The organism is Sulfolobus acidocaldarius SUSAZ, from assembly GCA_000508305.1.
Classification (GTDB): domain Archaea; phylum Thermoproteota; class Thermoprotei_A; order Sulfolobales; family Sulfolobaceae; genus Sulfolobus; species Sulfolobus acidocaldarius_A.
Map to the genome: position 1 here is coordinate 125,714 of CP006977.1, position 24,523 is coordinate 150,236.

The 24,523-nt window shown below is 35.2% G+C and carries 30 protein-coding genes and 1 tRNA gene; 9 read left to right on the plus strand and 22 right to left on the minus strand.

Annotated features, from left to right (window positions below):
* The first annotated feature begins 242 nt into the window (after positions 1-242).
* The 3 genes from SUSAZ_00755 to SUSAZ_00765 are packed head-to-tail and all read left to right on the plus strand — an operon-like array spanning position 243 to position 3,002.
* On the plus strand, positions 243-677 hold the full coding sequence (locus tag SUSAZ_00755; GenBank protein ID AHC50666.1) for a hypothetical protein: 435 nt from the start codon (positions 243-245) through the stop codon (positions 675-677).
* Complete coding sequence (locus tag SUSAZ_00760; GenBank protein ID AHC50667.1) at positions 670-1,590, plus strand: phosphomannose isomerase; 921 nt, start codon at positions 670-672, stop codon at positions 1,588-1,590. Before SUSAZ_00755 ends, SUSAZ_00760 begins: the two co-directional genes overlap by 8 nt.
* An 11-nt stretch (positions 1,591-1,601) precedes the next feature.
* On the plus strand, positions 1,602-3,002 hold the full coding sequence (locus SUSAZ_00765; protein AHC50668.1) for a cysteinyl-tRNA synthetase: 1,401 nt from the start codon (positions 1,602-1,604) through the stop codon (positions 3,000-3,002).
* Here the strand turns inward: SUSAZ_00765 and SUSAZ_00770 are convergent.
* Positions 2,983-3,423, minus strand: a complete 441-nt coding sequence (locus tag SUSAZ_00770; protein AHC50669.1) for a DNA mismatch repair protein MutT — start codon at positions 3,421-3,423, stop codon at positions 2,983-2,985. The two genes, SUSAZ_00765 and SUSAZ_00770, sit on opposite strands and share 20 nt — an antisense overlap.
* Positions 3,424-3,477: 54 nt before the next feature.
* On the opposite strand from SUSAZ_00770, the gene SUSAZ_00775 reads away from it, so the two are divergent.
* Together SUSAZ_00775 and SUSAZ_00780 are read left to right on the plus strand one after the other, a co-directional pair.
* Positions 3,478-4,734 carry a hypothetical protein gene (locus tag SUSAZ_00775; GenBank protein AHC52394.1) on the plus strand — a complete coding sequence of 419 codons (1,257 nt, stop codon included), beginning with the start codon at positions 3,478-3,480 and terminating at the stop codon, positions 4,732-4,734.
* Positions 4,735-4,854: 120 nt separating this feature from the next.
* A complete protein-coding gene (locus SUSAZ_00780; GenBank protein AHC50670.1) occupies positions 4,855-6,126 on the plus strand; it encodes a glutamate dehydrogenase in 1,272 nt (423 codons plus the stop codon).
* On the opposite strand, the gene SUSAZ_00785 is transcribed toward SUSAZ_00780, so the two are convergent.
* From SUSAZ_00785 to SUSAZ_00800, 4 genes are all read right to left on the minus strand, one after another.
* Complete coding sequence (locus tag SUSAZ_00785; protein ID AHC50671.1) at positions 6,127-6,408, minus strand: hypothetical protein; 282 nt, start codon at positions 6,406-6,408, stop codon at positions 6,127-6,129.
* Positions 6,409-6,412: 4 nt separating this feature from the next.
* The gene (locus tag SUSAZ_00790; GenBank protein AHC50672.1) at positions 6,413-7,900 is read right to left on the minus strand and encodes an ATPase; all 1,488 of its coding nucleotides are present in this window, start codon (positions 7,898-7,900) and stop codon (positions 6,413-6,415) included.
* Between the two features lie 110 nt (positions 7,901-8,010).
* Positions 8,011-8,790: a 3-oxoacyl-ACP reductase gene (locus SUSAZ_00795; GenBank protein AHC50673.1), complete on the minus strand. Its 780-nt coding sequence runs from the start codon at positions 8,788-8,790 to the stop codon at positions 8,011-8,013.
* Positions 8,768-9,409, minus strand: a complete 642-nt coding sequence (locus SUSAZ_00800) for a DNA polymerase (protein ID AHC50674.1) — start codon at positions 9,407-9,409, stop codon at positions 8,768-8,770. The genes SUSAZ_00795 and SUSAZ_00800 overlap by 23 nt, the downstream gene beginning before the upstream one ends.
* A 201-nt stretch (positions 9,410-9,610) precedes the next feature.
* On the opposite strand from SUSAZ_00800, the gene SUSAZ_00805 reads away from it, so the two are divergent.
* Positions 9,611-9,919: a hypothetical protein gene (locus tag SUSAZ_00805; protein ID AHC50675.1), complete on the plus strand. Its 309-nt coding sequence runs from the start codon at positions 9,611-9,613 to the stop codon at positions 9,917-9,919.
* Between the two features lie 92 nt (positions 9,920-10,011).
* Here SUSAZ_00805 and SUSAZ_00810 read toward each other — a convergent pair whose 3' ends face one another.
* Positions 10,012-10,410, minus strand: a complete 399-nt coding sequence (locus tag SUSAZ_00810; protein ID AHC50676.1) for an iron dependent repressor — start codon at positions 10,408-10,410, stop codon at positions 10,012-10,014.
* 41 nt (positions 10,411-10,451) lie between these two features.
* Here SUSAZ_00810 and SUSAZ_00815 point away from each other — a divergent pair, with 41 nt between their 5' ends.
* A complete protein-coding gene (locus SUSAZ_00815; GenBank protein AHC50677.1) occupies positions 10,452-11,309 on the plus strand; it encodes a dihydrodipicolinate synthase in 858 nt (285 codons plus the stop codon).
* A gap of 52 nt (positions 11,310-11,361) precedes the next feature.
* On the opposite strand, the gene SUSAZ_00820 is transcribed toward SUSAZ_00815, so the two are convergent.
* From SUSAZ_00820 to SUSAZ_00830, 3 genes are read right to left on the minus strand one after another with little or no spacing between them, the layout of a single operon-like run.
* Positions 11,362-11,790, minus strand: a complete 429-nt coding sequence (locus SUSAZ_00820) for a hypothetical protein (protein AHC50678.1) — start codon at positions 11,788-11,790, stop codon at positions 11,362-11,364.
* 58 nt (positions 11,791-11,848) lie between these two features.
* Positions 11,849-14,677: a hypothetical protein gene (locus tag SUSAZ_00825; protein ID AHC52395.1), complete on the minus strand. Its 2,829-nt coding sequence runs from the start codon at positions 14,675-14,677 to the stop codon at positions 11,849-11,851.
* A 50-nt stretch (positions 14,678-14,727) separates the two neighbouring features.
* Entirely contained in the window at positions 14,728-14,820 is a 93-nt protein-coding gene (locus SUSAZ_00830) for a hypothetical protein (GenBank protein ID AHC52396.1), read from the minus strand.
* Positions 14,821-14,905: 85 nt separating this feature from the next.
* Between SUSAZ_00830 and SUSAZ_00835 the strand changes: the two genes are divergently transcribed.
* On the plus strand, positions 14,906-16,471 hold the full coding sequence (locus SUSAZ_00835; GenBank protein ID AHC50679.1) for an aldehyde dehydrogenase: 1,566 nt from the start codon (positions 14,906-14,908) through the stop codon (positions 16,469-16,471).
* Between the two features lie 50 nt (positions 16,472-16,521).
* Here SUSAZ_00835 and SUSAZ_00840 read toward each other — a convergent pair whose 3' ends face one another.
* Together SUSAZ_00840 and SUSAZ_00845 are read right to left on the minus strand one after the other, a co-directional pair.
* The gene (locus tag SUSAZ_00840; GenBank protein AHC52397.1) at positions 16,522-17,160 is read right to left on the minus strand and encodes a hypothetical protein; all 639 of its coding nucleotides are present in this window, start codon (positions 17,158-17,160) and stop codon (positions 16,522-16,524) included.
* A 131-nt stretch (positions 17,161-17,291) separates the two neighbouring features.
* Positions 17,292-17,717, minus strand: a complete 426-nt coding sequence (locus SUSAZ_00845; protein ID AHC50680.1) for a CoA-binding protein — start codon at positions 17,715-17,717, stop codon at positions 17,292-17,294.
* A 153-nt stretch (positions 17,718-17,870) separates the two neighbouring features.
* On the opposite strand from SUSAZ_00845, the gene SUSAZ_00850 reads away from it, so the two are divergent.
* Positions 17,871-18,053, plus strand: a complete 183-nt coding sequence (locus tag SUSAZ_00850) for a hypothetical protein (GenBank protein ID AHC52398.1) — start codon at positions 17,871-17,873, stop codon at positions 18,051-18,053.
* Between the two features lie 222 nt (positions 18,054-18,275).
* On the opposite strand, the gene SUSAZ_00855 is transcribed toward SUSAZ_00850, so the two are convergent.
* From SUSAZ_00855 to SUSAZ_00905, 11 genes are all read right to left on the minus strand, one after another.
* Positions 18,276-18,367, minus strand: a tRNA-Arg gene (locus SUSAZ_00855).
* 51 nt (positions 18,368-18,418) lie between these two features.
* Positions 18,419-18,754 (minus strand): DNA-directed RNA polymerase subunit M, encoded by a 336-nt coding sequence (locus tag SUSAZ_00860; protein ID AHC50681.1) that lies wholly within the window; start codon positions 18,752-18,754, stop codon positions 18,419-18,421.
* Between the two features lie 26 nt (positions 18,755-18,780).
* Positions 18,781-19,029 carry a hypothetical protein gene (locus SUSAZ_00865; protein AHC52399.1) on the minus strand — a complete coding sequence of 83 codons (249 nt, stop codon included), beginning with the start codon at positions 19,027-19,029 and terminating at the stop codon, positions 18,781-18,783.
* Complete coding sequence (locus SUSAZ_00870; protein AHC50682.1) at positions 19,026-19,298, minus strand: DNA-directed RNA polymerase subunit L; 273 nt, start codon at positions 19,296-19,298, stop codon at positions 19,026-19,028. The genes SUSAZ_00865 and SUSAZ_00870 overlap by 4 nt, the downstream gene beginning before the upstream one ends.
* Entirely contained in the window at positions 19,288-19,854 is a 567-nt protein-coding gene (locus tag SUSAZ_00875) for an RNA-binding protein (GenBank protein AHC50683.1), read from the minus strand. Before SUSAZ_00875 ends, SUSAZ_00870 begins: the two co-directional genes overlap by 11 nt.
* A 6-nt stretch (positions 19,855-19,860) precedes the next feature.
* Positions 19,861-20,865, minus strand: a complete 1,005-nt coding sequence (locus tag SUSAZ_00880; protein ID AHC50684.1) for a dihydrofolate reductase — start codon at positions 20,863-20,865, stop codon at positions 19,861-19,863.
* Complete coding sequence (locus SUSAZ_00885; protein AHC50685.1) at positions 20,862-21,392, minus strand: 50S ribosomal protein L16; 531 nt, start codon at positions 21,390-21,392, stop codon at positions 20,862-20,864. Before SUSAZ_00885 ends, SUSAZ_00880 begins: the two co-directional genes overlap by 4 nt.
* Before the next feature lie 30 nt (positions 21,393-21,422).
* A complete protein-coding gene (locus SUSAZ_00890; protein AHC50686.1) occupies positions 21,423-21,683 on the minus strand; it encodes a hypothetical protein in 261 nt (86 codons plus the stop codon).
* Complete coding sequence (locus SUSAZ_00895) at positions 21,661-22,698, minus strand: single-stranded DNA exonuclease (protein ID AHC50687.1); 1,038 nt, start codon at positions 22,696-22,698, stop codon at positions 21,661-21,663. The genes SUSAZ_00890 and SUSAZ_00895 overlap by 23 nt, the downstream gene beginning before the upstream one ends.
* Positions 22,683-23,594 (minus strand): hypothetical protein, encoded by a 912-nt coding sequence (locus SUSAZ_00900; GenBank protein AHC50688.1) that lies wholly within the window; start codon positions 23,592-23,594, stop codon positions 22,683-22,685. The genes SUSAZ_00895 and SUSAZ_00900 overlap by 16 nt, the downstream gene beginning before the upstream one ends.
* A gap of 7 nt (positions 23,595-23,601) precedes the next feature.
* Complete coding sequence (locus SUSAZ_00905; GenBank protein ID AHC50689.1) at positions 23,602-24,474, minus strand: thiamine biosynthesis protein ThiF; 873 nt, start codon at positions 24,472-24,474, stop codon at positions 23,602-23,604.
* Positions 24,475-24,523 lie beyond the last annotated feature (49 nt).

The following is a 24,523-nucleotide window of genomic DNA, read 5'->3' on the forward strand; positions in this document are numbered from 1 at the left end:
TTAATATTTAACTACTTATATAATAACTAATAATTAACTTTTATGTGTATTACGAAGTCTATTTTTAGTGTATGTTCTTTATCTAGTACAATAAACACAGCAGTATTGCTGTCCATGAGACCCCTAGATTCCTAGGAAGAAGTTTTAAATTTTCAGGAATCACAATCTCTAACACTTACCTTTTTCTTTAATTTATATAATAGGTAACTCATTTATAGTGAATTCACCAAGAAATATTTGTTATGGAGAAAACAGGTTTTGAAAATTTAACAAAGAAATTGGATGAGATAAGCGAAGCAGGTCTTAGTTTCAATGAAGCTGAGTTAATAAGATTCCTTAGATCTGAAGTTAAGAAGCAGAAAAGTTTGTTAGATTCATTTAACGAAGCATTAGATTCCCAGAGGTGGGAAGAGGCTTTATCGTCGTTTTTGTTGTTTACACAGAGAGTTAATGTCGTATTCATTTATCTGTTTCAACCTACCCACATCTCGTTACTAACAGGAAGTAAAATATCCTCATTACTTGAGGAGTATCTCTCCGCAACATCGCTTTCGATATCCATGTCCCTTCTAAAATTAAGACCACATCTCAAGAAAATTGGAGTTGAAAGCATAACGACCTCAATTTTGTCAAACCCACCATCTCTTAACTTTAGTATGGTGATAAAGGGTGAGTAATGTTTACGAGAGGTGGAAAGAGTTTTATGAAGACGCAATTTCTCGTGATATACCAGGCATTAAAACCGCTGAAAAAATAGCTTATTTTGGGATTGGTGGAAGTGGAATACCAGGTGAAGTCTTAAAACTGCTAGACTTACCTGTGGAGTATAAGCTGTTTAGGAGTTATAAGGTAAAGGTTGATTCAAATACTACAGTTGTGGCTGTAAGTTACTCTGGAAACACTGCAGAGACACTTGCTGGGGTAAAGAGGGCTCAAGAATTAGGTGTAAAGGAGATAATAGTCATTACCTCTGGAGGTAAACTAAAGGAGATAGCTGAAAGTAAAGGATATCCTTTATTAAGCTTACCCCAAGGCTATCAGACAAGATTTATTTTTCCGTATATTTTCACATATCTTGTTAGAATCCTTAACCAGAGTACAGGATCTAGCTATAGAGTACAAGATTTAGTTGAAGGAGTACAAGACAATTTCACCATGTTGTCAGAGGTAAGTATACGAATAGCCAATAGAATCACTGGAAAGGTTCCTATATTTTATGCCTCAGATTTACTCCCTATTGCTGAAAGATTTAAACAGGAAGTAAATGAGAATGCTAAGTATCCAGCCTTTTTCTCTGAGTTACCTGAGGCTAACCATAACGAGATAGAACTTTACTCGTCACGACAGGGAAATCAGTTTATACCAATTGTTATTCCCTCTGATAAGGTAGATGAGGCTACAGCTTCTCTGATAAATGCAGAGTTAATTTATCCACCTTATCAGGTTATACTTAAAAACATATCCAGCATGTTTCTAATTGCAGGACTAGCTTCAGTGAAGTTAGCTTCTCAATTGAATATAAAAGCAGAAGAGTTAAGGATAATACCTAAAATAAGAGAAATGACATTCAATTTACTTATGGGTGGTTAATCTTGAATCCTCTGAGGCTTTACAACACTCTGGGTAGAAGAATAGAGACTTTTGAATCATTTGATCCATTAACGGTAAAAATGTATGTTTGTGGTCCTACGGTTTATGACTATGTTCATATAGGTCATGGTAGAGCATTTGTGGGTTTCGATGGTATAGTGAGATACCTTAAGCTGAGGGGCTTTAACGTAATAAGAGTTCAAAACATTACCGATATAGACGATAAAATAATTAAAAGAGCCAATGAGACAGGCAAGGATTGGAGAGAGATAGTAGATTATTACACAAAGGACTACATGGAGTCGCTTAAAGCTTTGAAGGTAGAAATAGATCAACATCCTAGAGTAACCAGTCATATCCAGGAAATAATTGATTTTGTTCAAAAATTAGTAGATAAAGGTCATGCTTACACAACTTCTAGTGGGAGTGTCTACTTTGATGTGGATTCCTTCCCTAGTTATGGGTTATTATCAGGGAGTAAAAAAGAGGAGTGGAATCAGGGAGAAGAAATAGTTAAGGAGAAGAAAAATCCCTATGATTTTGCTCTATGGAAGGCATGGAAGCCCGGAGAGCCCTATTGGGAATCACCATGGGGTAAGGGTAGACCAGGCTGGCATATTGAATGCTCCACAATGTCAACTAGATATCTCGGTGAGCAGTTTGATATCCACGGTGGAGGTGTGGATCTAGTCTTTCCTCACCATGAGAATGAAAGGGCACAGAGTGAGGCTCTATTAGGTAAGACATGGGTTAAATACTGGGTTCATGTAGCCTATCTCACAATAAACAAGGAGAAGATGAGTAAGTCGCTTGGAAATATAATACCTTTGAATGAGGCACTAAAGAAATGGGGTCCCAGCGTTTTAAGGTTCTGGTACCTGTCTACCAAATATAGAAATTCCATAGACTATAGTGAGCAAACCTTAGAGCAGGCTAGATCATCTCTTCAGAGACTCAAAGACGCAATGGGTATAATAAGGAGTGTAATTAAAGAAGAGCCTAAAAGTCACTCTAATGAAGAGGAAATAAGCACACAGAGAGAAATAATCAGTCTAATCGGTAAGTTTCATGAGGCGATGAGTAACGATTTTGATACTGCTACTGCTCTTTCAAATATATATGAAATTGCCAACCTAGTTTTCACAAAGATCCAATACACTAGGGATTTCATGGGTGCAATGTTAGCTTTTGGCGCATTTAGACAATTTAACTATGTCTTTGGGGTTATGGACGAGGAGTTTAATCCGAGCTATGAAGTTATGTACAAGGTTATAGATTCAGTTGTCGAAATAAGAAATATACTAAGAGCTATGAAGATGTATGATCTAAGCGATGAAATAAGATCTGTTCTAGCTAATGCAGGTATTAAGATTTTAGATGGAAAAGAAAAATCTACTTGGAGGTTTGAGTGACACTTTTTTCAACTATAAACAAGGGAGTTTTTTCTCCGTTAAAGTATCTCTTCAGCATTTCTATAGTGGTTGGACTTACCTTCTCTAGATATAGATCTTCAAGCCCTAAGAAATCTGCACTTGTGGCATCACTTCCCGGATTCAATTCCCCGTTTACAACTTTGCATATAAAGTCGAAAATTACGTAGTGATATCCCTCTTTTATTATTTCAACTACGGCTAGCAACTCAATAGGTTCCACGTCTAGGGCAGTTTCCTCCTTCATTTCTCTTTTCACAGCATCTACTAGAGTTTCACCGTATTCTACTTTTCCTCCTGGTATAGCCCAATTTCCCTTATTGGGTGGGTTTCTCCTTTTAACTAACAGAACCTTATTGTCTTTGAGTATTACTCCTCCTACTGCAACTAAAGGTCGTTCCATAATAAAATTAACATAGGATAAAAGTTAATATATAGTAGTTAATGTAGCTTATTGATGCGTGTATTTTCATTAGCCCTAATCGTACTATTGATCCCAGTGTTAGTAACCACAGGTTTTGCTATTAACTATAACAGTTATTCGACTCAAAAGATAAGTCAACTCACAATTTATTCTCAGCTACAATATGACCTCAAACAGGTTTCAGGTAATAAAACTAATTTGTACTCAGTGGATTATAACGTAAAGGGTTATCAAGGTGCCTCTGTTAACGTTAGTGTTATTATAAATAAGCTAAGCATAACAAAACCAAATAATGCAACACTACCAATATCTTCAGGTAATTACACCGTAAATCTACTTGATGAGTTATTAAACCTCCATTATCCTTATTTCTTACCTTACCTAATGTTTAATCAGACATACGGGATATATCTTAAAGATGCTACTTATGTAGTATACTTCGCCGGAAACTCCACATTTAAGTTAATGAACCAGAATATATCTGCATATAAATTCTACCTACTATCAAATACTTCTTCTAATGCTTCTCAATATGTTGTACTACCTAATGGTATATTAGCAAATGCAACGTTCACTGGTGCTAATTATACTTATGTCTTCACTTTAAAGAACTATACTGATCCCATTGTCCTGAATATTAATTCAACGGATCTCGGTGATGGTGTCTCAAAACCATATCTATACGTGTATAGTATATACAATCAAGCTTATCAGACTCTTACACCTGACGCATATCTTGAGATTTATTATCCCTTCCAGATAGGTGACTATATGGCTGAACTATACTATTTACTTTATCCACAATCAGGAAGTGCTCTTGTTCAAAATGTGCTTTTAGGTAACAATGTTAATTTCCAGGTATATTTTAAGCCTTATAACCAAGATATAATTACATTCTTACCTAGTGTTGGAGGTAACCAAATCACTTGGAGTGGGCAAAAACTTACCCTAGCGAATACCACCGACCTAAAACTTGTCAACGGAAGCGTTGTTAAAGCATACCTATACAAGTACAGTGATAATTTCTCCACTGTTTACATTTACTTCTCCATGAATGGTGTTTTATTACAACAAATGAACTACTCTTACACGTATAAGACTTATATAAACGAATTGAGTTTCTTAGGTAATAACTACTATCCCTTAAACACTACATTACCTACTTTAACTAAGCCAAGCTATACTACATTACCCTATCAGGCTGTAGACTTTAACACTTTCCTAATTGGAACTATAATTTTCACTGTAGTTTTATCGATATTAATCATAGTTTTTAGACAAAAAACATGATTTTTCTTTGATTATATTGTCATTAGGCAATTTGATTTATCACTAGTTTTTACTACTGATTTTAGCACAAATTATAGCTAAATTAAAATTGTTTAGAGAGAAGAATTACTTGGATAAAATATGAATTCTTCTGCGGTAGAGGAAACTTTATCCTCTAATTTATATGTACAACAGGTAAAGAAACTATATAATGTTGGTAAAATTTTAGGTTTAAATGAAGATGTTTTAGATACTCTAGCTCAACCTGAAAGAGTTATTCAGGTTAAGATTGAAATAAAAGGTAAGGACGGTCAAGTAAGAACTTTTATGGGTTGGAGATCCCAGCATAACAGTGCCCTTGGTCCCTATAAGGGTGGTGTAAGGTATCATCCAAATGTTACTCAGGACGAGGTAGTGGCTTTATCTATGATGATGACATGGAAGAATGCTTTACTTTTGCTACCTTATGGAGGAGGAAAAGGAGGTATAAGAGTAGATCCCTCAAAACTAACTCAAGATGAGCTAGAGCAACTATCCCGAAGATATGTAGGTGCTTTATACAAATACATAGGTAGTGATATCGATATACCTGCACCTGATGTTAATACGAACCCTCAAACAATGGCTTGGTATGTAGATGAATACATTAAGATTACAGGAAGAGCAGATTATGCCGCATTTACAGGAAAACCCATTGAATTAGGAGGCTTACCTGCAAGAATTTACAGTACAGGTCTGGGTGTAGCTACAACAGCCAGACTTGCAGCTGAGAAAGTATTAGGTGGTATAGAGGGAGCTAGAGTACTAATTCAGGGCTTTGGTAACGTAGGTAGTTTCACTGCAAAGTTCTTAGAGGAAATGGGTGCTAAAATTGTTGGAATAAGCGACATAAAGGGAGGAGTTATAAATTACAACGGAATAGATGTAAAGAAAGCACTAGAGGTTAAGGATAACACAGGAAGCGTAGTTAATTATCCAGATGGTAAGAAAGTCACAAATGAGGAGTTCCTGGTAAGTGACTGCGATATTCTCATTCCAGCTGCTATAGAGAATGTAATTCACAAGTTCAATGCTCCAAAAGTAAAGGCAAAGCTGATAGTCGAAGGTGCAAATGGTCCGTTAACAGCTGACGCTGACGTAGTAATGAAGGACAGGGGAATCATGGTAGTCCCTGATATTTTAGCTAATGCAGGAGGCGTAGTTGGAAGCTATGTTGAATGGGCTAATAACAAAATGGGAGAGATAATGGATGAAGAAGAGGCAAGAAAACTAATAGCTAGCAGAATGGAGAGAGCGTTTGATTACGTATACACTAAATATAATAAGTTAGGAGATCAGGATATGAGAACTGCTGCAATGGCAATGGCAATAGAGAGAGTAGTAAATGCAATGAAAGTCAGAGGAAAATTATGATTAGAGTACATAACTTAAAACTACAAATGCGATAATTAGTATAATCATTATGACGCCAATTATTAATGCCATTTTTGCCATATCTTTATTACTTCCAAAGACGATAGGAATAGGACCTATAAAAATAACTCCACCATATTCTGTTTTTGTTTCTTCTCTCTGATTCTCACTCTTCTCCTTTTTGGAGCTTTTTATTATTCCGCTAACAATTCCTACAATAACCAGTATTAAGCCCACGAATATTATTGTTAATCCTATAGCAGAGAGGATATCAGTACTCATAATATTATATGGTTTCTTCGAAAGATTTAATTTTATTTGCTAAAATCTCCATCTCTTTAGGCATTTCAGCCCCATCTTCTGTTGTCACTAGCTCTCCTATACTTCCCCTAAACTTATCATAATCAATTCCTCTCTTTTTGAACACATTTACTAGCCATCTGTATGTTTCCTCTTTAGTTAAATCCCTTAACTCTTTCTCATCAGGATATATTCCGAAATTCTTAATGACTTCTATTAATTTTGCCTTGGTATAGTAGTTTTCGACTTCCCTATTAAGAGGAACACAGAATTCCCTAAGACGATTATCAATTTTCTCACATAATCCTAAGAATATTACATTTAAATCCAATGCATTCTTTAATGAAAGCCATAATTGCAACTCAATGTCGTTAGATGCTTTAAAAATGGTAATTCCCAGTTCCTGCCTATTTAATCCAATCTTCTTTAGCCAGTTTTCTATGACAGGAGGTTCAACTAGATCACTTGCCAATATTATTATTCTATTAAATAATACGTCACTTATGTTAGCCTTTAGCAGTCCAAGAACTTTCTTCAATCTCTCTTCTGGTCTAACTGAAATAGCCGAGGAGACACCATTTTTCTTCCTCATTATAACATAACTATCAACTGAAGAGCTAACTATATATGGAGAATGTGTTGTAACGAAAACCTGAAATACATCATTATTAGTCCACTCCTTTATCAGTCTCATAATTTTTGATTGTAAAGTGGGATACATATTCACCTCAGGCTCTTCCAGTAAAAGAACTTTACTACCACTCAACCACAGAATGAATAACATTAAGATTACTCTTTGGAATCCACTGGCGGCTAGGTCGATATATATTGGCAAGTTCTGTATGTTTAAAACCAGCTTCCCTCCATCCCAGAACTCTAAACCTTTAATTTCCGGTATGGTGTTACTAACAAGGTTTACAAAATCATACCATTTTCTCTTCATATTTATAGGACTTCTATTCATATCTATCATTCTCTTCATAGTAGAGTCGAAGTAATACTGATCGAATATTGGTACATACTCTACAGCCTGAGATGCAAAGGAAAATAGTTGTTTAACAATTTCCAGATCGTCTTTTGTAGGAGTTCCACCATTTATGCTCAGTGACTCTAGAGACCACTCAATGAACTTATTATTATATTGTAATGTATTTACCACCTCAACCCTGATTTTCCCGTTTCTACCAGTGTTCCTGAAAACCTCTTGTTCGTTAAATTCTATTACTCCCCCGATTTTAATCAGTTTAGAAACATCGTAATCTCTCCATAGAAGCATATACTCTCCATTCCTATCTTCAATATTTCTTTTTTCTAACCCTGCACCTAAGTTCTTTATAAACAGATATATAGCAGTGAGAAGGTTTGTCTTTCCGTAGCCGTTATAACCAACTATTATATTTAGACCTCCTAGACCTGTTAATTTGACTGAGGATATGCTTCTGAAGTTGTTCACGTAAAACTCAATAAGCTTCATACTACACTCTCAATCATAATTAAGACTATCAGAGATATAATTGTTAAGTAGTACAAAGAAAGAAGTTTCTCTTCATAAGAAAAAAGGGGGTATTATTAGCCTTAATGATTTTAAAGCGTAGCCCTAATAGCTCCACCATCTACTGGTATTAAAACACCATTTACATAAGTTGCTAAACTTGAAGCCAGAAATATTATAACATTAGCAACTTCCTCTGGACTCCCAAATCTCCTAAGTGGAATATCTCTTGTTACTTCGTCGATCACCTGTTCCTCGGTCTTATTCTCGTTCTTTGCCCTATTCTTAACAACTTCTTTTAACCTATCTGTCAACGTCCAACCCTGCATTATTCCATTCACTAAAATACCTTTAGGTCCTAGTTCCCTTGAGGCTACTTTTATTAGACCTGCTAAGGACAGTCTTACCACATTGGACAGGTCTAAATTATCCATTGGTTGCTTTAAGGTAAATGAGGTAGCTAATATAATTCTTCCATCCTTTCCCATTCTTTTACCTGCCTCTCTTACTGCGACCACTGCGCTCATTAATAGTAAGTTAAATGCATTCCTCCAGTCCTCATCTGTCAAAGTCATTAGATCTCCTGGCTTTGGACTACCAGTATTATATACGAATATGTCTAGTCCATTTAACATCTTATAGCCTTCATCTATGAGCTTTACAACATCATAAGTCTTGGTTAAATCTGCCGTAATATAATGAACCTTACCTATACTCTTTAATTTCTCATATGCTGAAATAAGGTTCTTTTCGTCATGTGAGGATATGATTACCTCTGCACCCTCTTCAACAAACCTCTTTGCCGTAGCAAACCCTATTCCCTTGCTAGAGGCTGTGACAATTACTTTTTTACCTTTTATTCCTAGATCTATCTTCTCCACCTAAGAAGAATTCAATCGTATATCTTTTTGAATCTTTCGAAACGTTTATAAGTTTCTTTATCATCTTAAAGTCATCCTCAAGCACACTTCTTAGGTTTGGGTTATATAATGCGGCAGCAGGATGATAAGTCGGAAATATCTTTATGGAGTCCTGGTCAATTTTCCATTCATACACTTTTCCCCTACTTTTAGTTATGGAACGGAATTGAATATTAGCCTTTGAGAGAATATAAGAAGTCGAATGTCTACCTAATGTAACAATTAACTGTGGCTTTATTAATTTGATTTGAAGATCAAGATATGATGAACATGCAGTGATCTCGTTTTCTTCAGGGTCTCTATTATTTGGTGGTCTACATTTGACAACATTTGTTATGAAAACTTCGTCTCTTTTAATACCCAGGGTGTCTTCTATCAGTCTAGTGAGTAGTTTTCCAGCTGAACCGACAAAAGGTCTTCCTTCTTCATCCTCAGTTTCACCTGGAGCTTCTCCAATAAACATAACCTTTGCCTTGGGATTCCCTTCACCGGGAACAGCGTTCTTTCTGTTCATCCAAAGTTTACACTTTCTACAAACTTTAATTTCGTTAGCTATCTCATCTAACTCCATTATACATATTTTTATGAAAAGACTATATATCAGGTTATCGACCCTTCTTCATTGCTCAGCCTATGTCGACGTCATCATAATTGTACCCCACCCGGCTGAGAATCCTCATTGACATGGGTTAATATACTCAGATTCGGGAGGAGGGTGGGGGTATTGCTGTTCTAGGTAGATATTTATATTTAGCTTGGTTATATCATTTTTGTGTCAATAGACAAAGATTTTCTTTTAATTCAGGATATGATTTTGGCTAAAACCTCGATAGAGAAGGCATTACTTCATGTAAACTCTAGAAATGAAAAGACAGTTTACTCGTGGGTTCATAGGGAATTGAGTGGTTTTTTTAGAAAATACTCCAAGAATAAGGATTTAGCTAACGACATCATTAAGATACAAGAGTGTATAAGTAAGGGGGATCATATTTGCTTAAAACAACAATTACTTTTAACTAAGAAAAAGATAGAAGAACAGATTGATTTACTCTACAAGAGTATGTATAGAAGAGCATCTTAATAATTCTCATGTCTATACACTCTGTGAAAAATATATTTTAGTCCACGTACGTTGTGCTTCCATTTAAATTACATCTGCTAGCTTAATTCTCGTTAATATGAAGGTATTCTCTCACCATGTGGGCATTTGCCCGGTTTTCCTAAATACTCATAAAGTTTATCAATAATCTCCTTTGGGACAGCGAAATCAAACTCCCTTGTAAACTGGCATGCCTCATCTTTCGAAAAACCCATATCTACCAATAAATACTCTAATATCCTATGAGCTCTAACTAGCTCCTCAATGGCTTTAATCCCTGTCTCTGTAATAGAGATTCCTTCCTTTTTCTTTTCTATGAACCCCTTCTTTTCTAGGTGTTGAAGCTCTTCGAAGGCGCTTGCAGGAGAGATTTTTAAATCTCTAGCTATCCAGCTTAATTTGGCTTGTTTACCCTGATCATTATATTTCCTAACAGCTACTAGATATATTAATTCACGCCTTGAAAGCTTCACAAATCTTAATATATAATCGAACTATTTAAGTATGTGTAAATATGGAAGGAGTAGTACCCGCAATTGTCACTCCCTTTAAGGAAAATGAAGATATTGATTTTGAATCTCTAAATTTATTTTTGAATTTTCTTGGGAGAAATGGAGTTAAGTGGATATTCGCTTTAGGTAGTACTGGAGAATTTAATATGTTAAGTTTAAGTGAGAAGCAAGAGTTTATAAGAAAACTGAGAGAGATAACAAAACTCAAAATAATAGTCAATGTCTCTGAAAATTCTCTTAAGAACACACTCTCATTGGGTAAGCTAGCTTTTGATGTGGGCATGGAAGGAATTGCACTCATTCCTCCAATATATCATAAGCCTTCTGAAAGTGGGCTAATCAGCTATTTTGAGGAGATGTCGAAATTAGGTCTTCCATTATATGTTTACGCATATCCTGACAAGGTTCCCATAACATATGAGACAATAAGTAAGTTAGTGAAGCAAGATATTATAGATGGAATTAAGTTGACCACTGATAACTTACCTTTATTCAAGAAATATTTAGGTCTAAAAGAAATTAAGAATGACCTGAAAATCCTGATAGGGAGCGATACTTTATTTATATACTCATTAATTGAGGGCGGTAATGGATGCATATCAGCAGTAGCTAACGTCGCCCCGGAGTTAATGATGAGGGCATATCAGGGAGTAAGAGAAGGTAAGTTAAATGAGAGTTTAGAGATTCAAGAGATGATATCAAAGATAAGTGATGCAATAATGAGTGGAGATTTTCCCTCAGGTGTAAAGGTAGCCCTGAGGTATAGAGGGGTAAGTGTAGGAAGTGTAAGGAGACCCTTAAAGGAGAGTATTGAGGTGAATGCTCGTATATACTCAGTTCTGAAAGAGCTCGGAATGTGATGAGGGGTCGATGTTACTGATCAATTGATGAGATTATCTCCGGCTGAGAAGCTTACTCCTCATCTAAATGTATTTTCGTAAACCTCATGTGTCTTTTAATTGCATCTACGACGAAAACTATCCCGCCAATAAGCACTACTATGGCTGAAAATACTTCTAATGCAAGCTCATGGGAGGAAATGAGAAATATTATGATGAAAAATGAGGTCAGGAAGAAAGAGGCAAAAAACACACTTTTAGGTAAGATATTGTTGAAAAGCAACATGTAATCGTCATCAAGAATTACTTTTCTAGGCACTATCTTTCCTTCTAATGTTTCCTCAACTAAACCAGCAGCAACAAGTTTTTTCACGTGATATCTCACAGCACTTGTTGAAGAGAAACCCAGATCCTCTTGTATTTGTCGTATTGTGACACCGTTTTTACTCTTCAGCACATAGTAGTAGACTCTCTTTGTAGGCAATGATAATGAAAGCTCCATGTTGACTCATTATTTGTTTTTTGTCAAATAAATCTTTCTGAGAAAATTTTCATACTAGTTAGTAATCTCTATAGCCTAACACATGCCATAAACCTGTTAATGTGACTAATAAAACTAGAACTTTACTCCTATCATTTTTGTACTTAGAGATGAGTGTTAGCATAACTGAATTGTAGTAATTTCTATCTATTTCTTCTCCTTTGAGGAGACTATATAAATCTGTAAAAAGGTTGTACTGTATAAGGTCATTTTTATCTATTTGATAAATTAAAAGTTCTATTAAAGGTAAAGCATTTTTATTACCCATTAGAAAGAGAGTGGAGTAAAATACTAATAGGTCAGAAATAGTCTCTACTTTCGTAAGTATCTTTACTTTATTATCTATTATCATCTTTGATAATGTAATTGCAGTAGCAATACTACTTTTAGCTTTATTATCTTTTATCTTGTGAATAATTGAGGATAGTTCAGTTATTCCCTGTAGAGCAAGCCTAGCTTCATATTTCTCATTATTGGCTAGACTTTTAAGTATCTGGAGCTGGTACATTTTTAATAGATCCATATAGTCTTCGTCTGTTGTACTAGAACTCTTTATTCTCTTGAGTATTATTTGTCCCCACGGTAGAATTAGTTTCTCAGCCAACTCAATTGTTCCCTTTACTGACTCGTCATTAGGATGAGTTAACAACAATGTATATCCAATTATGGCATCAGCTCTCCTTTTTAAGAAATCCATAAAATCCTCTATTTTATCAAATTGATTCGGAGCATATAGGTATGAGATTACCTCCTTAAACTCCTTTAGATTTAGTTGTGTATTCTTGGCTTTTGTATAATTTTTTCTAAACTTATCATAAAGTGTTACAACCTTGCTAAGTTCCTTATTTCTCACGTTGTAGTCAATTAATAGAGAGTAAATCAGAGTTGAAAGTAACGGGTCCTTCACATCGATCTTATCTATCATGTCTGTTTTGTAGTAAAGTAATGATAATGGAATTTGAGAGAAGGGGGTGATCGTAGACAAATCCTCCAACATCTTTTCTAGGTTAGTCGGTGTATTTTCTTTAAGAAAACTATAAATTATTAGAGAGAACAAATTCGCTAACCTTCTATCTTTTCCTAATCTATTGAAGCTAGAAATGACATCACTTAATAAATCTCTAATTACTGTTTTATCTTTCAATTTAAGTATTTCTTCAAATGACCATGAAACACACTCTCTGTTTCCACTTTTCCTTAGTAAAACTAGAATATTAATGATATTTTCTATAGGATCTACGTCTCCCTTCAATTCCTCACAATCAATACTTTTTGTTGCAGATACTACGTCGGCTAGTTCATTGAATATTTTTCTTATTGCTAATCTCGATGGCTTATACAATTTCCCTGCTGACAAAAGTAGTTTATTTAATTCACTATTTACTTGTAGTCGACTTTCGCCTACTTCTGCAAAATACAACTTAAGCAAGTCTATTGCACTGGTAGAGTCTTCTCTTACTTTACTTAATAGGTAGTAAGATAATCCATCAATGATCTTGTCTAAATCTACCTTACGCTGGCTTTCTTTTATGTATTCATCATCAAAATATGTCTTTAGATCTTCGTTTACGTTAGAAAACCACTCAACTATTATGTCTTTATCTTCTTCAACTACTCTTCTCCCGTTCTTAGCAAGTGTGAATAAACCAAGTTTATATGGTATAGGAGTCCCATATTCTTCTGCAAGTTTAACTAATGGAATATACCATATGGCTTTATTCGGATCTGCATCTAGAATCACATTGTAAAAGTAGTCAAATATATTTCTTTCATAATCTTTTAACAAATCATTATAATTTGGTGAAGAGAGGAAATGGTCTAATATTTCTATTACTTGTCCTTCCGGTTTCAAGGTATAGTAAATGTCCTTAGTTAGAACTATTATCTTTCTAAAGCCCAGGCTGTTATTAATATCATCTTGAATTTTCTTAATAAAGGCGTAATTTCCTTCTAAGTCATGATAGTCTATTAACTTGACATCGTCAAATCCTATCTCTTTAAGCCTCTTCATTATCAAACTACTTAAGGTACTCTTTCCACTTCTAATGGGTCCTAATATTATTAAGTCCTTCCCTTGAGTTACTGTCCTAACCCCATAATTAGTTAAATCAACGAATTCAGGAAAACTTAGAGGAGATATTATATTGCCGTTATCAATTTCCTCCCCTACTACATTATCTATTTCCCCTAGCTCGTATTTGGAAGATCCTGGTAGAAGTCCTAAACCGGAGTCTAAGAAGTAAAATATCATTTTTTTATAAGATTCTGGTAGAAGTTCCCAGTCTCTCTTTAAATTATTTCCCTTATAATATTTTTTTAGTAAATCTAAGGGTTTTCCTGATTCTCTGCCCACATACATGATTGGTCTAAAACGATTTGTTAGCCTTAGGAACTCATCTAACTTTCCCTCTGTATATAACTTTAAACCTTCCCTTACCAAAAGGGGAATATAGGAAAAGTAATTGTCCAATACGAAACATGAATAATCGAGTATTTTAGCCATTTCATTTCCAGTAACTCCTTTTGACTTCAGATAAGCTATTGCCTTGTAATAAGGATAGGTTAGCGCATATCCTCTTGCAACAAGAGAACTTTCACCCAACTTGATATTCCCTTTCACTAGATCAACAACATAAAAATTTCCTATCACATGAACCTTTGATTCATTTTCATGTTTGACTTTCTTTAAAGTTTCCCTAAGGGCAAGAAACTCTTTCAAGTCATTGAATTCATCAGGCAATTCGATCAAGTTAAACTTTCTTGCTATATTCGATTTGTTGAAGAGTGGAGGGACACGAACACAGATTGGTCTCCTCTTAACTCCTGCGAGTGATGTAATAATCTTCATTATACTGGCATACTTTGATAAAAATAGTATATAACGATTAGCCAAAAATCTTATGTTTCCAATGCCACTAGTTTGTTAGCAGAGTTAAATATGAAGGTGAATTCTGACTTCCTCTCCGCCTTAAAAGGCGAGGCTTTCATCATTTTGTAATTTTGTCTTTTTTATTGTGATATCTTTAAAGAACTATATCCGCTAAAATATAAATATAGACCGTCATATATATTAATCATGGCATTTGTAAATGAGAGAACGTATCAGAAGTACTTAGAAGAAGGGAGAGAAGAGGAATTTCACAAGGAATTCGACAAGGCTGTAAATGAACTATCATCAGGAATAGGAAAGGAATATCCATTGATTATAGGTAAAAGTGAGATAAGGACTAATGAAAAAATAATTGTCACAGTCTCCTTTAATTCTGATTTAAGGTTAGGAATATTCCAGAAAGCAACTGAGAGCGAGCTGAATAAAGCCATAGAAACTGCAGAAAATGCCTATAAGGAATGGCAATATTCAGACTGGAAAGACAGAGTAGAGATTGCTATGAGAGCTGCTGAGTTAATGGCAAGACACAAATTCGCTCTGGCAGCCACAATTACTTTTGAAAACGGTAAAAATAGGTATGAAGCCATGGCTGAAGTCGACGAAACAATAGATTATCTTAGGTACTACGCCTATTTGTTAGAGGAGAATAGGGGATATATCAGGGAAATGGAGTCAAGAATTTACAAGAATGAGAAAGGATATAGCGTGATGAGACCGTATGGTACATGGTTTGTAGTCTCGCCGTTTAATTTTCCTTTGGCAATAACTGCTACCATGACTTTAGGCGCAGTTCTAACTGGGAATACAGCTATTGTAAAGCCTTCGTCAGATACACCATTATCAGCATACAACCTAATACAGATTCTGAGAAGAGCAGGGTTGCCTGATGGTGTGGTAAATTATTTAACTGGGAAAGGAAGTGAAATTGTTACTCCAGCTCTGAAGAGCAGGAGGATAGCCGGTCTAGCTTTCACAGGATCAAAGGATGTTGGGCATAAACTCGCAAAGGATTTTCTCGATATAGATACTAGACCTATAGTTATGGAGTTAGGTGGTAAAAATGCTGTCATAGTTACCGATAAGGCAAATATAGACAAGGCTGTAGAAGGCGTATTTAGAGGTGCGTTTGGTTTTGGAGGGCAAAAGTGTAGTGCGAGCTCAAGAATTTACGTTGAAACTAATGTTTATGATACGTTTCTGAACAAGTTAGTGAATAGGACTAAGGAGGCGATCATAGGAGACCCTACAAAGAAGGAGACATTTCTTGGTCCGTTAATAAATTCCGACGCGGTATCAAAGTATGTTAAGTTCGTAGAGGAAGCTAAGAAAGGAGGGGGAGAGATTGTGTACGGTGGAGAGGTCATAGACATGAAGAGAAGGTTGGTTAAACCAACAATAGTATCCAATTTACCCCTATCTCATTGGTTATGGAAGACTGAGTTATTTGTACCTATAATTCTAGTTACTAAAATCGGTAGTCTTGAGGAAGGGGTTAAATTAGCAAATGATGTTGAATATGGATTAACTGCCGGAATATTCTCAGAAGATCAGAAAGAGATAGAATATTTCTTTAACAAGATTGAAGCTGGTGTAGTGTATGCAAATAGAATGGTAGGAGCTACTACTGGAGCGATGCCAGGAGTACAGCCATTTGGAGGCTGGAAACATTCAGGATGGACAGGTAAGAACGCTGGAGGATCTTACTATTTACTTTCTTTTGTTAGAGAACAGGCAAGGACAATATATACATAAGTTGTTTAGTTCAAATAATGTAAGAACATATATTTTTCATCATCTTCTTTTTAGCCTTTAGGTGTTATTATGAGTGTTATGTATTGTACTTGATAGCTATACACGTCATAGACAGGGAGTAGAATAATAGTTACGGGCTTTACGTTAAGTATTTTAAGAGTTACATTGTAGATTTGCATGTCTCCCTTCATGCCTAAATAATGGTCGTTAACGACTTCGACCCATCCTGTCATATTATATGTATATATCAATGTATTATTGTTGGAGCACTGGCAGTATAAGTAAAAATAAGCTACAGAGTCAGGGTGTGCAACTATAATATTAGGATAAGTGTAGAAAAGTAAACTAGAATTTAATGGGCTCATATTATTCGTTTCATATTCCTCGGTGAGCCCAAGATATAGGCTAGAGTTCAGTTTTTGTAAAATACTAGTATTTGCAATTAGACCTAGCAAACTCAGTGTGTTATTAGTGTTAATTTTAGTGTCATTTAATTGAATTATATAAGGTCTGACCACATTAGGCTTCTCTGCAGTTTGTGTTATATTTTGGCTTCTAATTGTGGTTGTATAGTAATTTGTTGCAGTCTGCAGCTTAAATTCTGATGGTGTAGTTATGTATATAACTAGAGCTGCAATTGATATCGAAAGTATTATACCTATAGCTGCTGCAATAACTGATACATTCACGAGTCTTCATATATTGAAATACTTTAAATATCTAATCCAAACTTTTCCGTATCTAATTCTAAACTCAAGAATGTTAATAATTGATTTTACATGAAAGTTCGAAAAAATAATAAATCAAATAAAATTTGATTTTAGGTGCCTATTTTCCTGACATATTCCTTATACATACATCTATCCTGAATAACCACCAAACCTGCTTTCCTAGCCCTCTCAGCTGCTTCATCGTGTCTGATCCCTTCTTGTAACCATATTACCTTAACATCCCCTTTCCTCTTTACTCTCTCTAGTACTTCATCAACTATTTTCGGAACCTCACTTGAAGGTCTAAACACTTCGACGACTTCTATTTGCTCTGGTACATCAAGAATTGATTTGTAGCTTTTTCTTCCAAGTATCTCATTAACAGTAGGGTTTATTGGAATTACGTTGTATCCTTTGTTTATTAAGAATCTGGGAACTTCATGAGCGGGCTTAGATGGATCCTTGGAAAATCCTATAGTTGCAATATTTTTATATTTCCTTAATACTTCTTCTATTACTTTCTCCTCGTCTACCATAGCTTATTATTAATTTCTGAGTTAAAAATAATTTTGGTGAAGTAACGGTTCCTCTTATTATAAAATTAAAGTAAAAGTAGATAGATGATTTTAAAATGGTAAAATTTAAAAAGATTGAGATTTAAGTAAATTCTTAAGAGGGGAATAAAAATAATGGATAAACTTGTTAAAGCATCGGTATCTATAATAGTGGTATTACTAGGTGTATTTGTTTTCGTAAGCGGATTATTAGGTATTATAAGGATCGCATCACCAGAGTTTCCCCCTTATTTAGGAATGTTGCTAATGACAGTCGGGTCTATTAGTACCGCCTGTATACTTACGGAAAGGAAATGAGTTTTGATTTCTAACAAGGTTTGCTTTTAGTCCTTTCAATATTTGACCACCTTAAGCCTATTTATGACGTTGTTTTAGTTTAATTAATCTTTTATTGAGTAGGGGGATGTAACTAAAGTTCTGGCTTACTCTTTTTCTTTAATTTAAGTTGTCATAAAAAGAATCTTAAAATCTCTATATATTCACAAGGTAAGAACACAAGAGATAATATATTGGGTACAGCGGACCCGCCGGGATTTGAACCCGGGACCACCGGCTAACTTCTCAGCGCCGACTAGAAGGCCGGCGCTCTGTCCTGGCTGAGCTACGGGTCCAATTACCAGAATTCATTTCCTAGATATGATTAAAATATTTTTCTCTCCTTACTATTCATATTCACGCCATACCTTACCGCACTTAGTACATTTATAAAATCTCGTAGCTGGTTCATCAGCACTCCTGGTTTGTAGTATCCAAAAGTATGCTTCATCATTTCCGCAAGAAGGACAGGATATTCCTCTAGTTAATTGTACTCCAGTTTTTGGCATATCACTTTCTAACACAAGTGTCTTTTCCTTTGCAGAATGTTTAATTACAGTTGTGATCTTGGCTTCTTTCTGATTCTCCGTGTCTATGTATCCACATTTTGAGCATTTATATACGGTTTTACCATTCTCTCTCCTAGGCATCATCATAGACCCACATTTTGGACAGAACTTCATGACGTCTCACCGGGCATAATAATAGTTTAAGTGCTAACGAGTTTATTTACTTTTCTTTTTATAGCTTTAACTATCGTTATGCATGTATCTTTTTCCTCTCCACTATCTACAAAGATCTTTACTTCATCTCGCACTGAGGATTTTTCAAAGCTTTCTTTAAGCTTATTCTCGTCTTCTTCAAATATTATTTTTTCAAGTATCTTTCCTCTAAATATGCATAAAGCGTAGAGATCATCCTGATTAACGATAACTGCTCTCCTTGTTTCTTTCTTCAAATCTTTTTCACTTCATCTATGAATAGATTTGAGTAGTTTTCAGCCAGCTCTATTGCTTTAATTAATGCCTCCCTTGCTGATATGCTTCCATCGGTCAAGATCTTAATCGTTATGCTAGTTATAAGTGGATGAGGCAAGGAATAGGCAGCAAATTTCACTCCTGGCACTTTCAAAAGCATTCCCTTAAGTAAGTTGCCTAATGTATGTTCCTCTCCGTCTATTTGTAATTCTAAATAATTTTGTTCTTCTTTTATTACTTTAATTTCCACCTTTCTTCACCGTAAATGCTAGTTTTCTTGTCTCAATATTTCCACAGTCTGGGCATTTTAAATGTTCTTCGTCTTGCCTTTGTAAGGGACTTCCACAGATGGAGCACTTAGCAGAGATCACTCCTAAGTCTCTCTGTTTGATCGTTAAAGGAACTGGAATAATGTAGTTTATTGGTTTAGCTCTTATGATATCACCAACTCTCATAGCATCTGAAATAGTGTTAAGATACTTGCTTGATATTTGTGAGATGTGTATGTAACCGCTTAGAGTAGTTACTAATGACTTATCCTCTAAACTCTGAATGTTAATTATAGCTGAATCCTCTTTAATTCCTACCACTATTCCAAGAACATATTTACTTTTCTTTAATGATAGAATACCCGGTTTCTTGAATCCAATGGAGTTAACTTTCCTGTTTATCATATCATAGAAAGCTTTACCTACAACGCTTGAGTAAACGGTACCATTAAATTCGTAAGTTCCCTCACCTGTTGTGAATTCCTCAATTACACTCAATTCCTCTCCTGGCAAAAGCAATTCTCCTTGATTCTTCAAGCTTCTTCACCACGGAAATATATACTCATCCAACTTACTAAAAATTATCATTTTTGCTTCTCCTGGTGTGAGAACGGGCTTTTCATATTCAAAAAGATCATCTATAGGCAGTCTAGGGCAAGAGGTAACTATGAAACTATCTATCTCAGGGTTATCTATATTTCTGAGGGCATCAATACTAAGACTTCTATTAGTTATTACGAAAACCTTATACCCCTTTTCCTCCAGCTTCTTCTGAATATATTTCACCATTAAAGGTCTGTTTTGTCCCGTCTTAACTCCCTGAATTATAGCCCAGTTTCTCGAGTCTAAGGCTTTCATTATTTTTCCGTATCTGATCTTGAGAATCTTATAAATTTCATTTGTGAGATCTTCATTTTTACCTGTATAAGGATCTAATTTGACTATTGGTTTCCTTGTCGTTAGACCTACACCTAAGGCATGAAACAATCCTCCTGAAACGTTTACATAAACATCTGCGCTCGAGTTCACTACTGCCTTATAATCGCAACCTAGTATCTGCCCATCGTGCATGAATGGAGAAGAGGGCTTACCTATAATAACGTTAAACTGTGACTGCATTCTCTCCTTAATTTTTGGAAGTAGGTGAGAATGTTGGATTGTAGACGATAACGAAACCGTTCTTGGATTATACTTCTCATTAATGTATTGAATAAGTTTCTCTATTTGCTCTTCCTCTACATTTAACTTACTTCTCAATTCAATGAATAATGTTGGAAATTTAGGGTAATACCAAGTATAAGGAGTATGTCCAAAATGTACAATTAAGTCTACTCCTAGTGTTCTAGCCTCATCTTCTGCGACATCGCAAGCTCCCCAGCTAGCATCTGAGGAGATTATGAACTCTATATCCTTTGCTGTTTCTCTTAATTTTTCCAGAAGACCTATAGAAAAAGGTTTTATACCTTCAGGGAATTGAAGTAGAACTTTCTTAGCACTTCTTTTACGTATTTCTTCAATTATCTTATCTACTTCAAAATCATAACTCACTGAGCTGCTGCCTCTTTATTTAGAGCTGATATCTCGATTTTAGTTCTAATAGGCAACTTCGATGAGGCTATTTTCAGGGCTTCTTTTGCAGCCTCTAAGTGTTCCTTCTTCACTCTTACATACATCACAAGCTCTCCCAACTTCTCTAGCCTTGCAGCTGTACCTATCGGCTTCCCAAATGATAGTCTCATACCATCTTGCAATCTATCTGCTCCTGCGAAAGCCATCATTTTGTTTTCCCTTATTACATGATGTGGGTATTTAGTTACAACTAAAGCAAAGTTCTGTTCAGAGGCTAATTTCTTTGATAAATACTTTAGTGCAATTACACGTGCAGCCTCTAATGCGTTATGTCTTATCTGCCCTTTCTCAGTAGTTATTAGCCTTAACTCATAATCATAATCTCCATTAATATTTCCCATTACAAACTTTGTGATCTTAGGCATTGGGATACCTGGGATATATTCTCTTCTGGTATAAGCTGGACCTGAAAACTTCCTGTAACATCTTCCTGGTCTTAATGGCATATGTAGATGTATATCACAAAGTTTAAAATCTTAACTACTACTCTTTCCTACCTCTTTTAATGTCTTCTCAATTGCATTAATGTGTTGTAGAATCTCGTCAACGGTATTTCTTAGGGTCAAAACATCCTTAGGATCCTTTATAGGCATTTCAACTTCTACTATTAAACTCTCCTTGTCAGACTGAAGATTTATTTGCATATCTCTGGGTAAATTTACGTTATCCACCTCTAAGCTTTTCATAATAATTCTACTAGCTTCAGTTGAAATCTTAACTGAAATCTTTATTTTCAACTTTTATCAATCCCTCTTTTGAGGAATAAGGCATAAAATATCTACTTGTATACATTATTTCTCCATTCTTTATTATGACTGGTTTGTCTCTCTTAACTTTACCTTGCTGAGAGTAGACAATATACGCAAGTAACGGTGACTTCAAATCAGTACTTATAAGGTAATACTTATTAAAGTCCACTATACTATCAATCCTATATCCTCTTGCCATCTCGTCTCTGAATCTTGTAATTAAGGTCTCACTGTAACTAGGTGTCATAACTACCTGAAAAAGCTCTCCTGCACCTTTCAGATCAAGGAAATACATAGCAGAAAAGGCTAGCTCTAGTGAATCGTAATCCATGTACAAAATCCTGTCCGTAATTAAGTCGTTTCTAGAAAATTTCGGATTTACTTTAATTACACTGCTAGTTATTTTGTAAAGTAATGTGTTTAACTTTGTCTCATTGATTTCCTCTAGTCTCTCGGTTTCACTAATTCCTATCTCCTTTAAGGCTTTTATTGTGCCTTCCCTGTTTCCACTCATTCCTGGTATATAGGGATCAAAGGATATGGTAAGGGAGAAGAATAGAGGCAAGTTTTTATAGTTGGGAATCTTAAGGTTCTTCTCTACTGAAACTCCTAAGTTTTTCATATCTTCGATCACACTTTTCTCCACATTAGTAAGTTCCCGTCTTTCAATTATTAACGACGACACAATACCTATAATCATTGGAAGTAAGTCCTCAGAGGATAAGGGGAATATAGATGAAAAGGATGTACTCCCTAGGAAGTACGTTTTATCTTTAAATTTTATTAATCTGTCTCCGTTTGAGTTTTGTTCTAACTTTACTGGACACTCTGAGCTCAAGGTTAACATGAAACTGGAATCAGTGTATTTTCCTAAGAGAAATGATGCTATTAGAGAATCAATTGTGTAAGACGATTTCATACATAAAGGTTTGGAAGAGGACACTATCTCGCTAACTAGGTTTCTGAGCTCCTCTTTTGAAGGCTCGTTTAAGAAACTTTCCAAACTTCCTTCACCTTCTCTCTTAATTCCGAGAATTTTATATCATTTACAAAAATTAGCCCTAACGAATAAGCTATTAGTTCGAGTATTCTTACAATTAAGACTAGACTAGGTGGGATAATTGCGGTAAGGGCTAATTCTGCAGCTCCTGCTGCAGAGGGAATAGGTACTAATAAGGATACTTGATAAGTAATGTTTATTATTACAGATTTAAGATAAGAATTAGATATAAGGTAAAATGGTAAGGACTGTAATATGTACCCTATGACGGTCAAAGCAGAATAAAGGGATGACATCTTTACGTCTGAAAGTCTGTCTTTTATAAGCCCCTTACTATCTAAATAAGCTCTTTCTAAGGGCTTAATGTACTTAAATGTGAATATTTTTTGCTCTAACTTATTCAACGTTTCGTGGGAGGTTCCATAAACGTAACCAAAGCCTGCTATCCACATTCCTATGTTAAATAAAGCGACGAAAATGAATATAATTAATATGGGAGAAAATCTAAGCCAAAATAATATTAGGAATATAACTGAAACCACTGTAACGTCAAAGAAGGACTCTATTAGTGAGAGCGAGAATGCCTTATCTAAAGTAATCCCCTTTTTCGTGTATAATATAGCTCTAGCTAAATCAGGTCCTGCAGCTCCAGGAATAATGAGGCTTATTCCATTACCGAATAATCTAGCTTTAAGGGAAGTGAGGAAGTTTACATTAGAAATCAGTGAATCTCTATATGCAAATATAAGGCATTGTGTTATATAAGAAAGGAAGAAAAGTCCAACAAAAATAGGATCCATAGACAGAAATACGTTGATCAGATCAATTTTGAATATAAGGGCATACCCAATGATCACTGCAATAGGCAGAACCGCTACTATTACTAATTTTCTTTCCACAACTAGATTATCTATTAGACTTTTTAAAGCATTTTCCACTGGGATAACAAATTACTAGATTTCCATTTCCTTCGTCTCTAACTAGAAATTCATGACTTTCTATGTCTAGTCTATTCAATCCGCATGAAGGTTCTCTCATTCTTCCGTCTAGAAAGTCAAACCTTTCAAATGAACATGTAGGACATTTATCGTTCTTACTCATTTTCACCTTATCTATCCTAAGTTCTCTGGTGTCCAAATAGTACAAAGAGTTTAAATCGGCTTGGTCTCTCAGGTGATTTAACATTAACTGAACCTGAAGTGAAGCAGTTATGGAAATTACAGTATCAAGTGTTCCTATAGTCTCACATGCATTTATTTCATTTTCATGTTCGTCATAGTTCATAAAACATCTTAGACAGGGTCCTTCTTTAGGTACTATCAGCATTACCGAAGAGTACTCTCCCATTACTCCACCGTAAACTAGTGGAGTTCTCAGTTTCACTGCTACATCATTTAGCAAGAATCTGTAGTACAAATTATCCAGCGCATCAAATATATAATCACTGTCTTTTAGTATCTCCTCAGCATTACTTGAATCTATTATATCATTAACCACCTCAACTTTGATACCTGAGTTAATTTTCCTTATTTTTTCTGCACATACAGTGGCTTTAGGTCTCCCAATATCACTCTCTTCGAATAAATGAGTCCTGTGAAGGTTAGTTACCTCTACTATATCAGCGTCAATAAGCCTAATTTTTCCTACACCAAGTCTAGCTAACAGCTCGGCTATAGTAGTACCTAAGGCTCCACAGCCTACTATCGCCACTTTAAGTTGGCTTATCTTTTCCTGAACTCCAAGTCCTAATACAAGTAATTGTCTAGCATATCTTTCCATTAACTCAGTCACTATAAAGCTTATAACTGAGTAGTATAAATTCTGTTGG

What these genes read in the sequence shown, in the direction of transcription:
- SUSAZ_00780 (AHC50670.1), top strand. Translation starts at nt 4,855, where the DNA reads ATGAATTCTTCTGCGGTAGAGGAAACTTTATCCTCTAATTTATATGTA.
- SUSAZ_00905 (AHC50689.1), bottom strand. Translation starts at nt 24,474, where the DNA reads ATGGAAAGATATGCTAGACAATTACTTGTATTAGGACTTGGAGTTCAG.
- SUSAZ_00860 (AHC50681.1), bottom strand. Translation starts at nt 18,754, where the DNA reads ATGAAGTTCTGTCCAAAATGTGGGTCTATGATGATGCCTAGGAGAGAG.
- SUSAZ_00770 (AHC50669.1), bottom strand. Translation starts at nt 3,423, where the DNA reads ATGGAACGACCTTTAGTTGCAGTAGGAGGAGTAATACTCAAAGACAAT.
- SUSAZ_00790 (AHC50672.1), bottom strand. Translation starts at nt 7,900, where the DNA reads ATGAAGCTTATTGAGTTTTACGTGAACAACTTCAGAAGCATATCCTCA.
- SUSAZ_00830 (AHC52396.1), bottom strand. Translation starts at nt 14,820, where the DNA reads ATGATGAAAGCCTCGCCTTTTAAGGCGGAGAGGAAGTCAGAATTCACC.
- SUSAZ_00785 (AHC50671.1), bottom strand. Translation starts at nt 6,408, where the DNA reads ATGAGTACTGATATCCTCTCTGCTATAGGATTAACAATAATATTCGTG.
- SUSAZ_00885 (AHC50685.1), bottom strand. Translation starts at nt 21,392, where the DNA reads ATGCCATTAAGACCAGGAAGATGTTACAGGAAGTTTTCAGGTCCAGCT.
- SUSAZ_00825 (AHC52395.1), bottom strand. Translation starts at nt 14,677, where the DNA reads ATGAAGATTATTACATCACTCGCAGGAGTTAAGAGGAGACCAATCTGT.
- SUSAZ_00845 (AHC50680.1), bottom strand. Translation starts at nt 17,717, where the DNA reads ATGGTAGACGAGGAGAAAGTAATAGAAGAAGTATTAAGGAAATATAAA.
- SUSAZ_00820 (AHC50678.1), bottom strand. Translation starts at nt 11,790, where the DNA reads ATGGAGCTTTCATTATCATTGCCTACAAAGAGAGTCTACTACTATGTG.
- SUSAZ_00775 (AHC52394.1), top strand. Translation starts at nt 3,478, where the DNA reads ATGCGTGTATTTTCATTAGCCCTAATCGTACTATTGATCCCAGTGTTA.
- SUSAZ_00800 (AHC50674.1), bottom strand. Translation starts at nt 9,409, where the DNA reads ATGGAGTTAGATGAGATAGCTAACGAAATTAAAGTTTGTAGAAAGTGT.
- SUSAZ_00815 (AHC50677.1), top strand. Translation starts at nt 10,452, where the DNA reads ATGGAAGGAGTAGTACCCGCAATTGTCACTCCCTTTAAGGAAAATGAA.
- SUSAZ_00835 (AHC50679.1), top strand. Translation starts at nt 14,906, where the DNA reads ATGGCATTTGTAAATGAGAGAACGTATCAGAAGTACTTAGAAGAAGGG.
- SUSAZ_00850 (AHC52398.1), top strand. Translation starts at nt 17,871, where the DNA reads ATGGATAAACTTGTTAAAGCATCGGTATCTATAATAGTGGTATTACTA.
- SUSAZ_00755 (AHC50666.1), top strand. Translation starts at nt 243, where the DNA reads ATGGAGAAAACAGGTTTTGAAAATTTAACAAAGAAATTGGATGAGATA.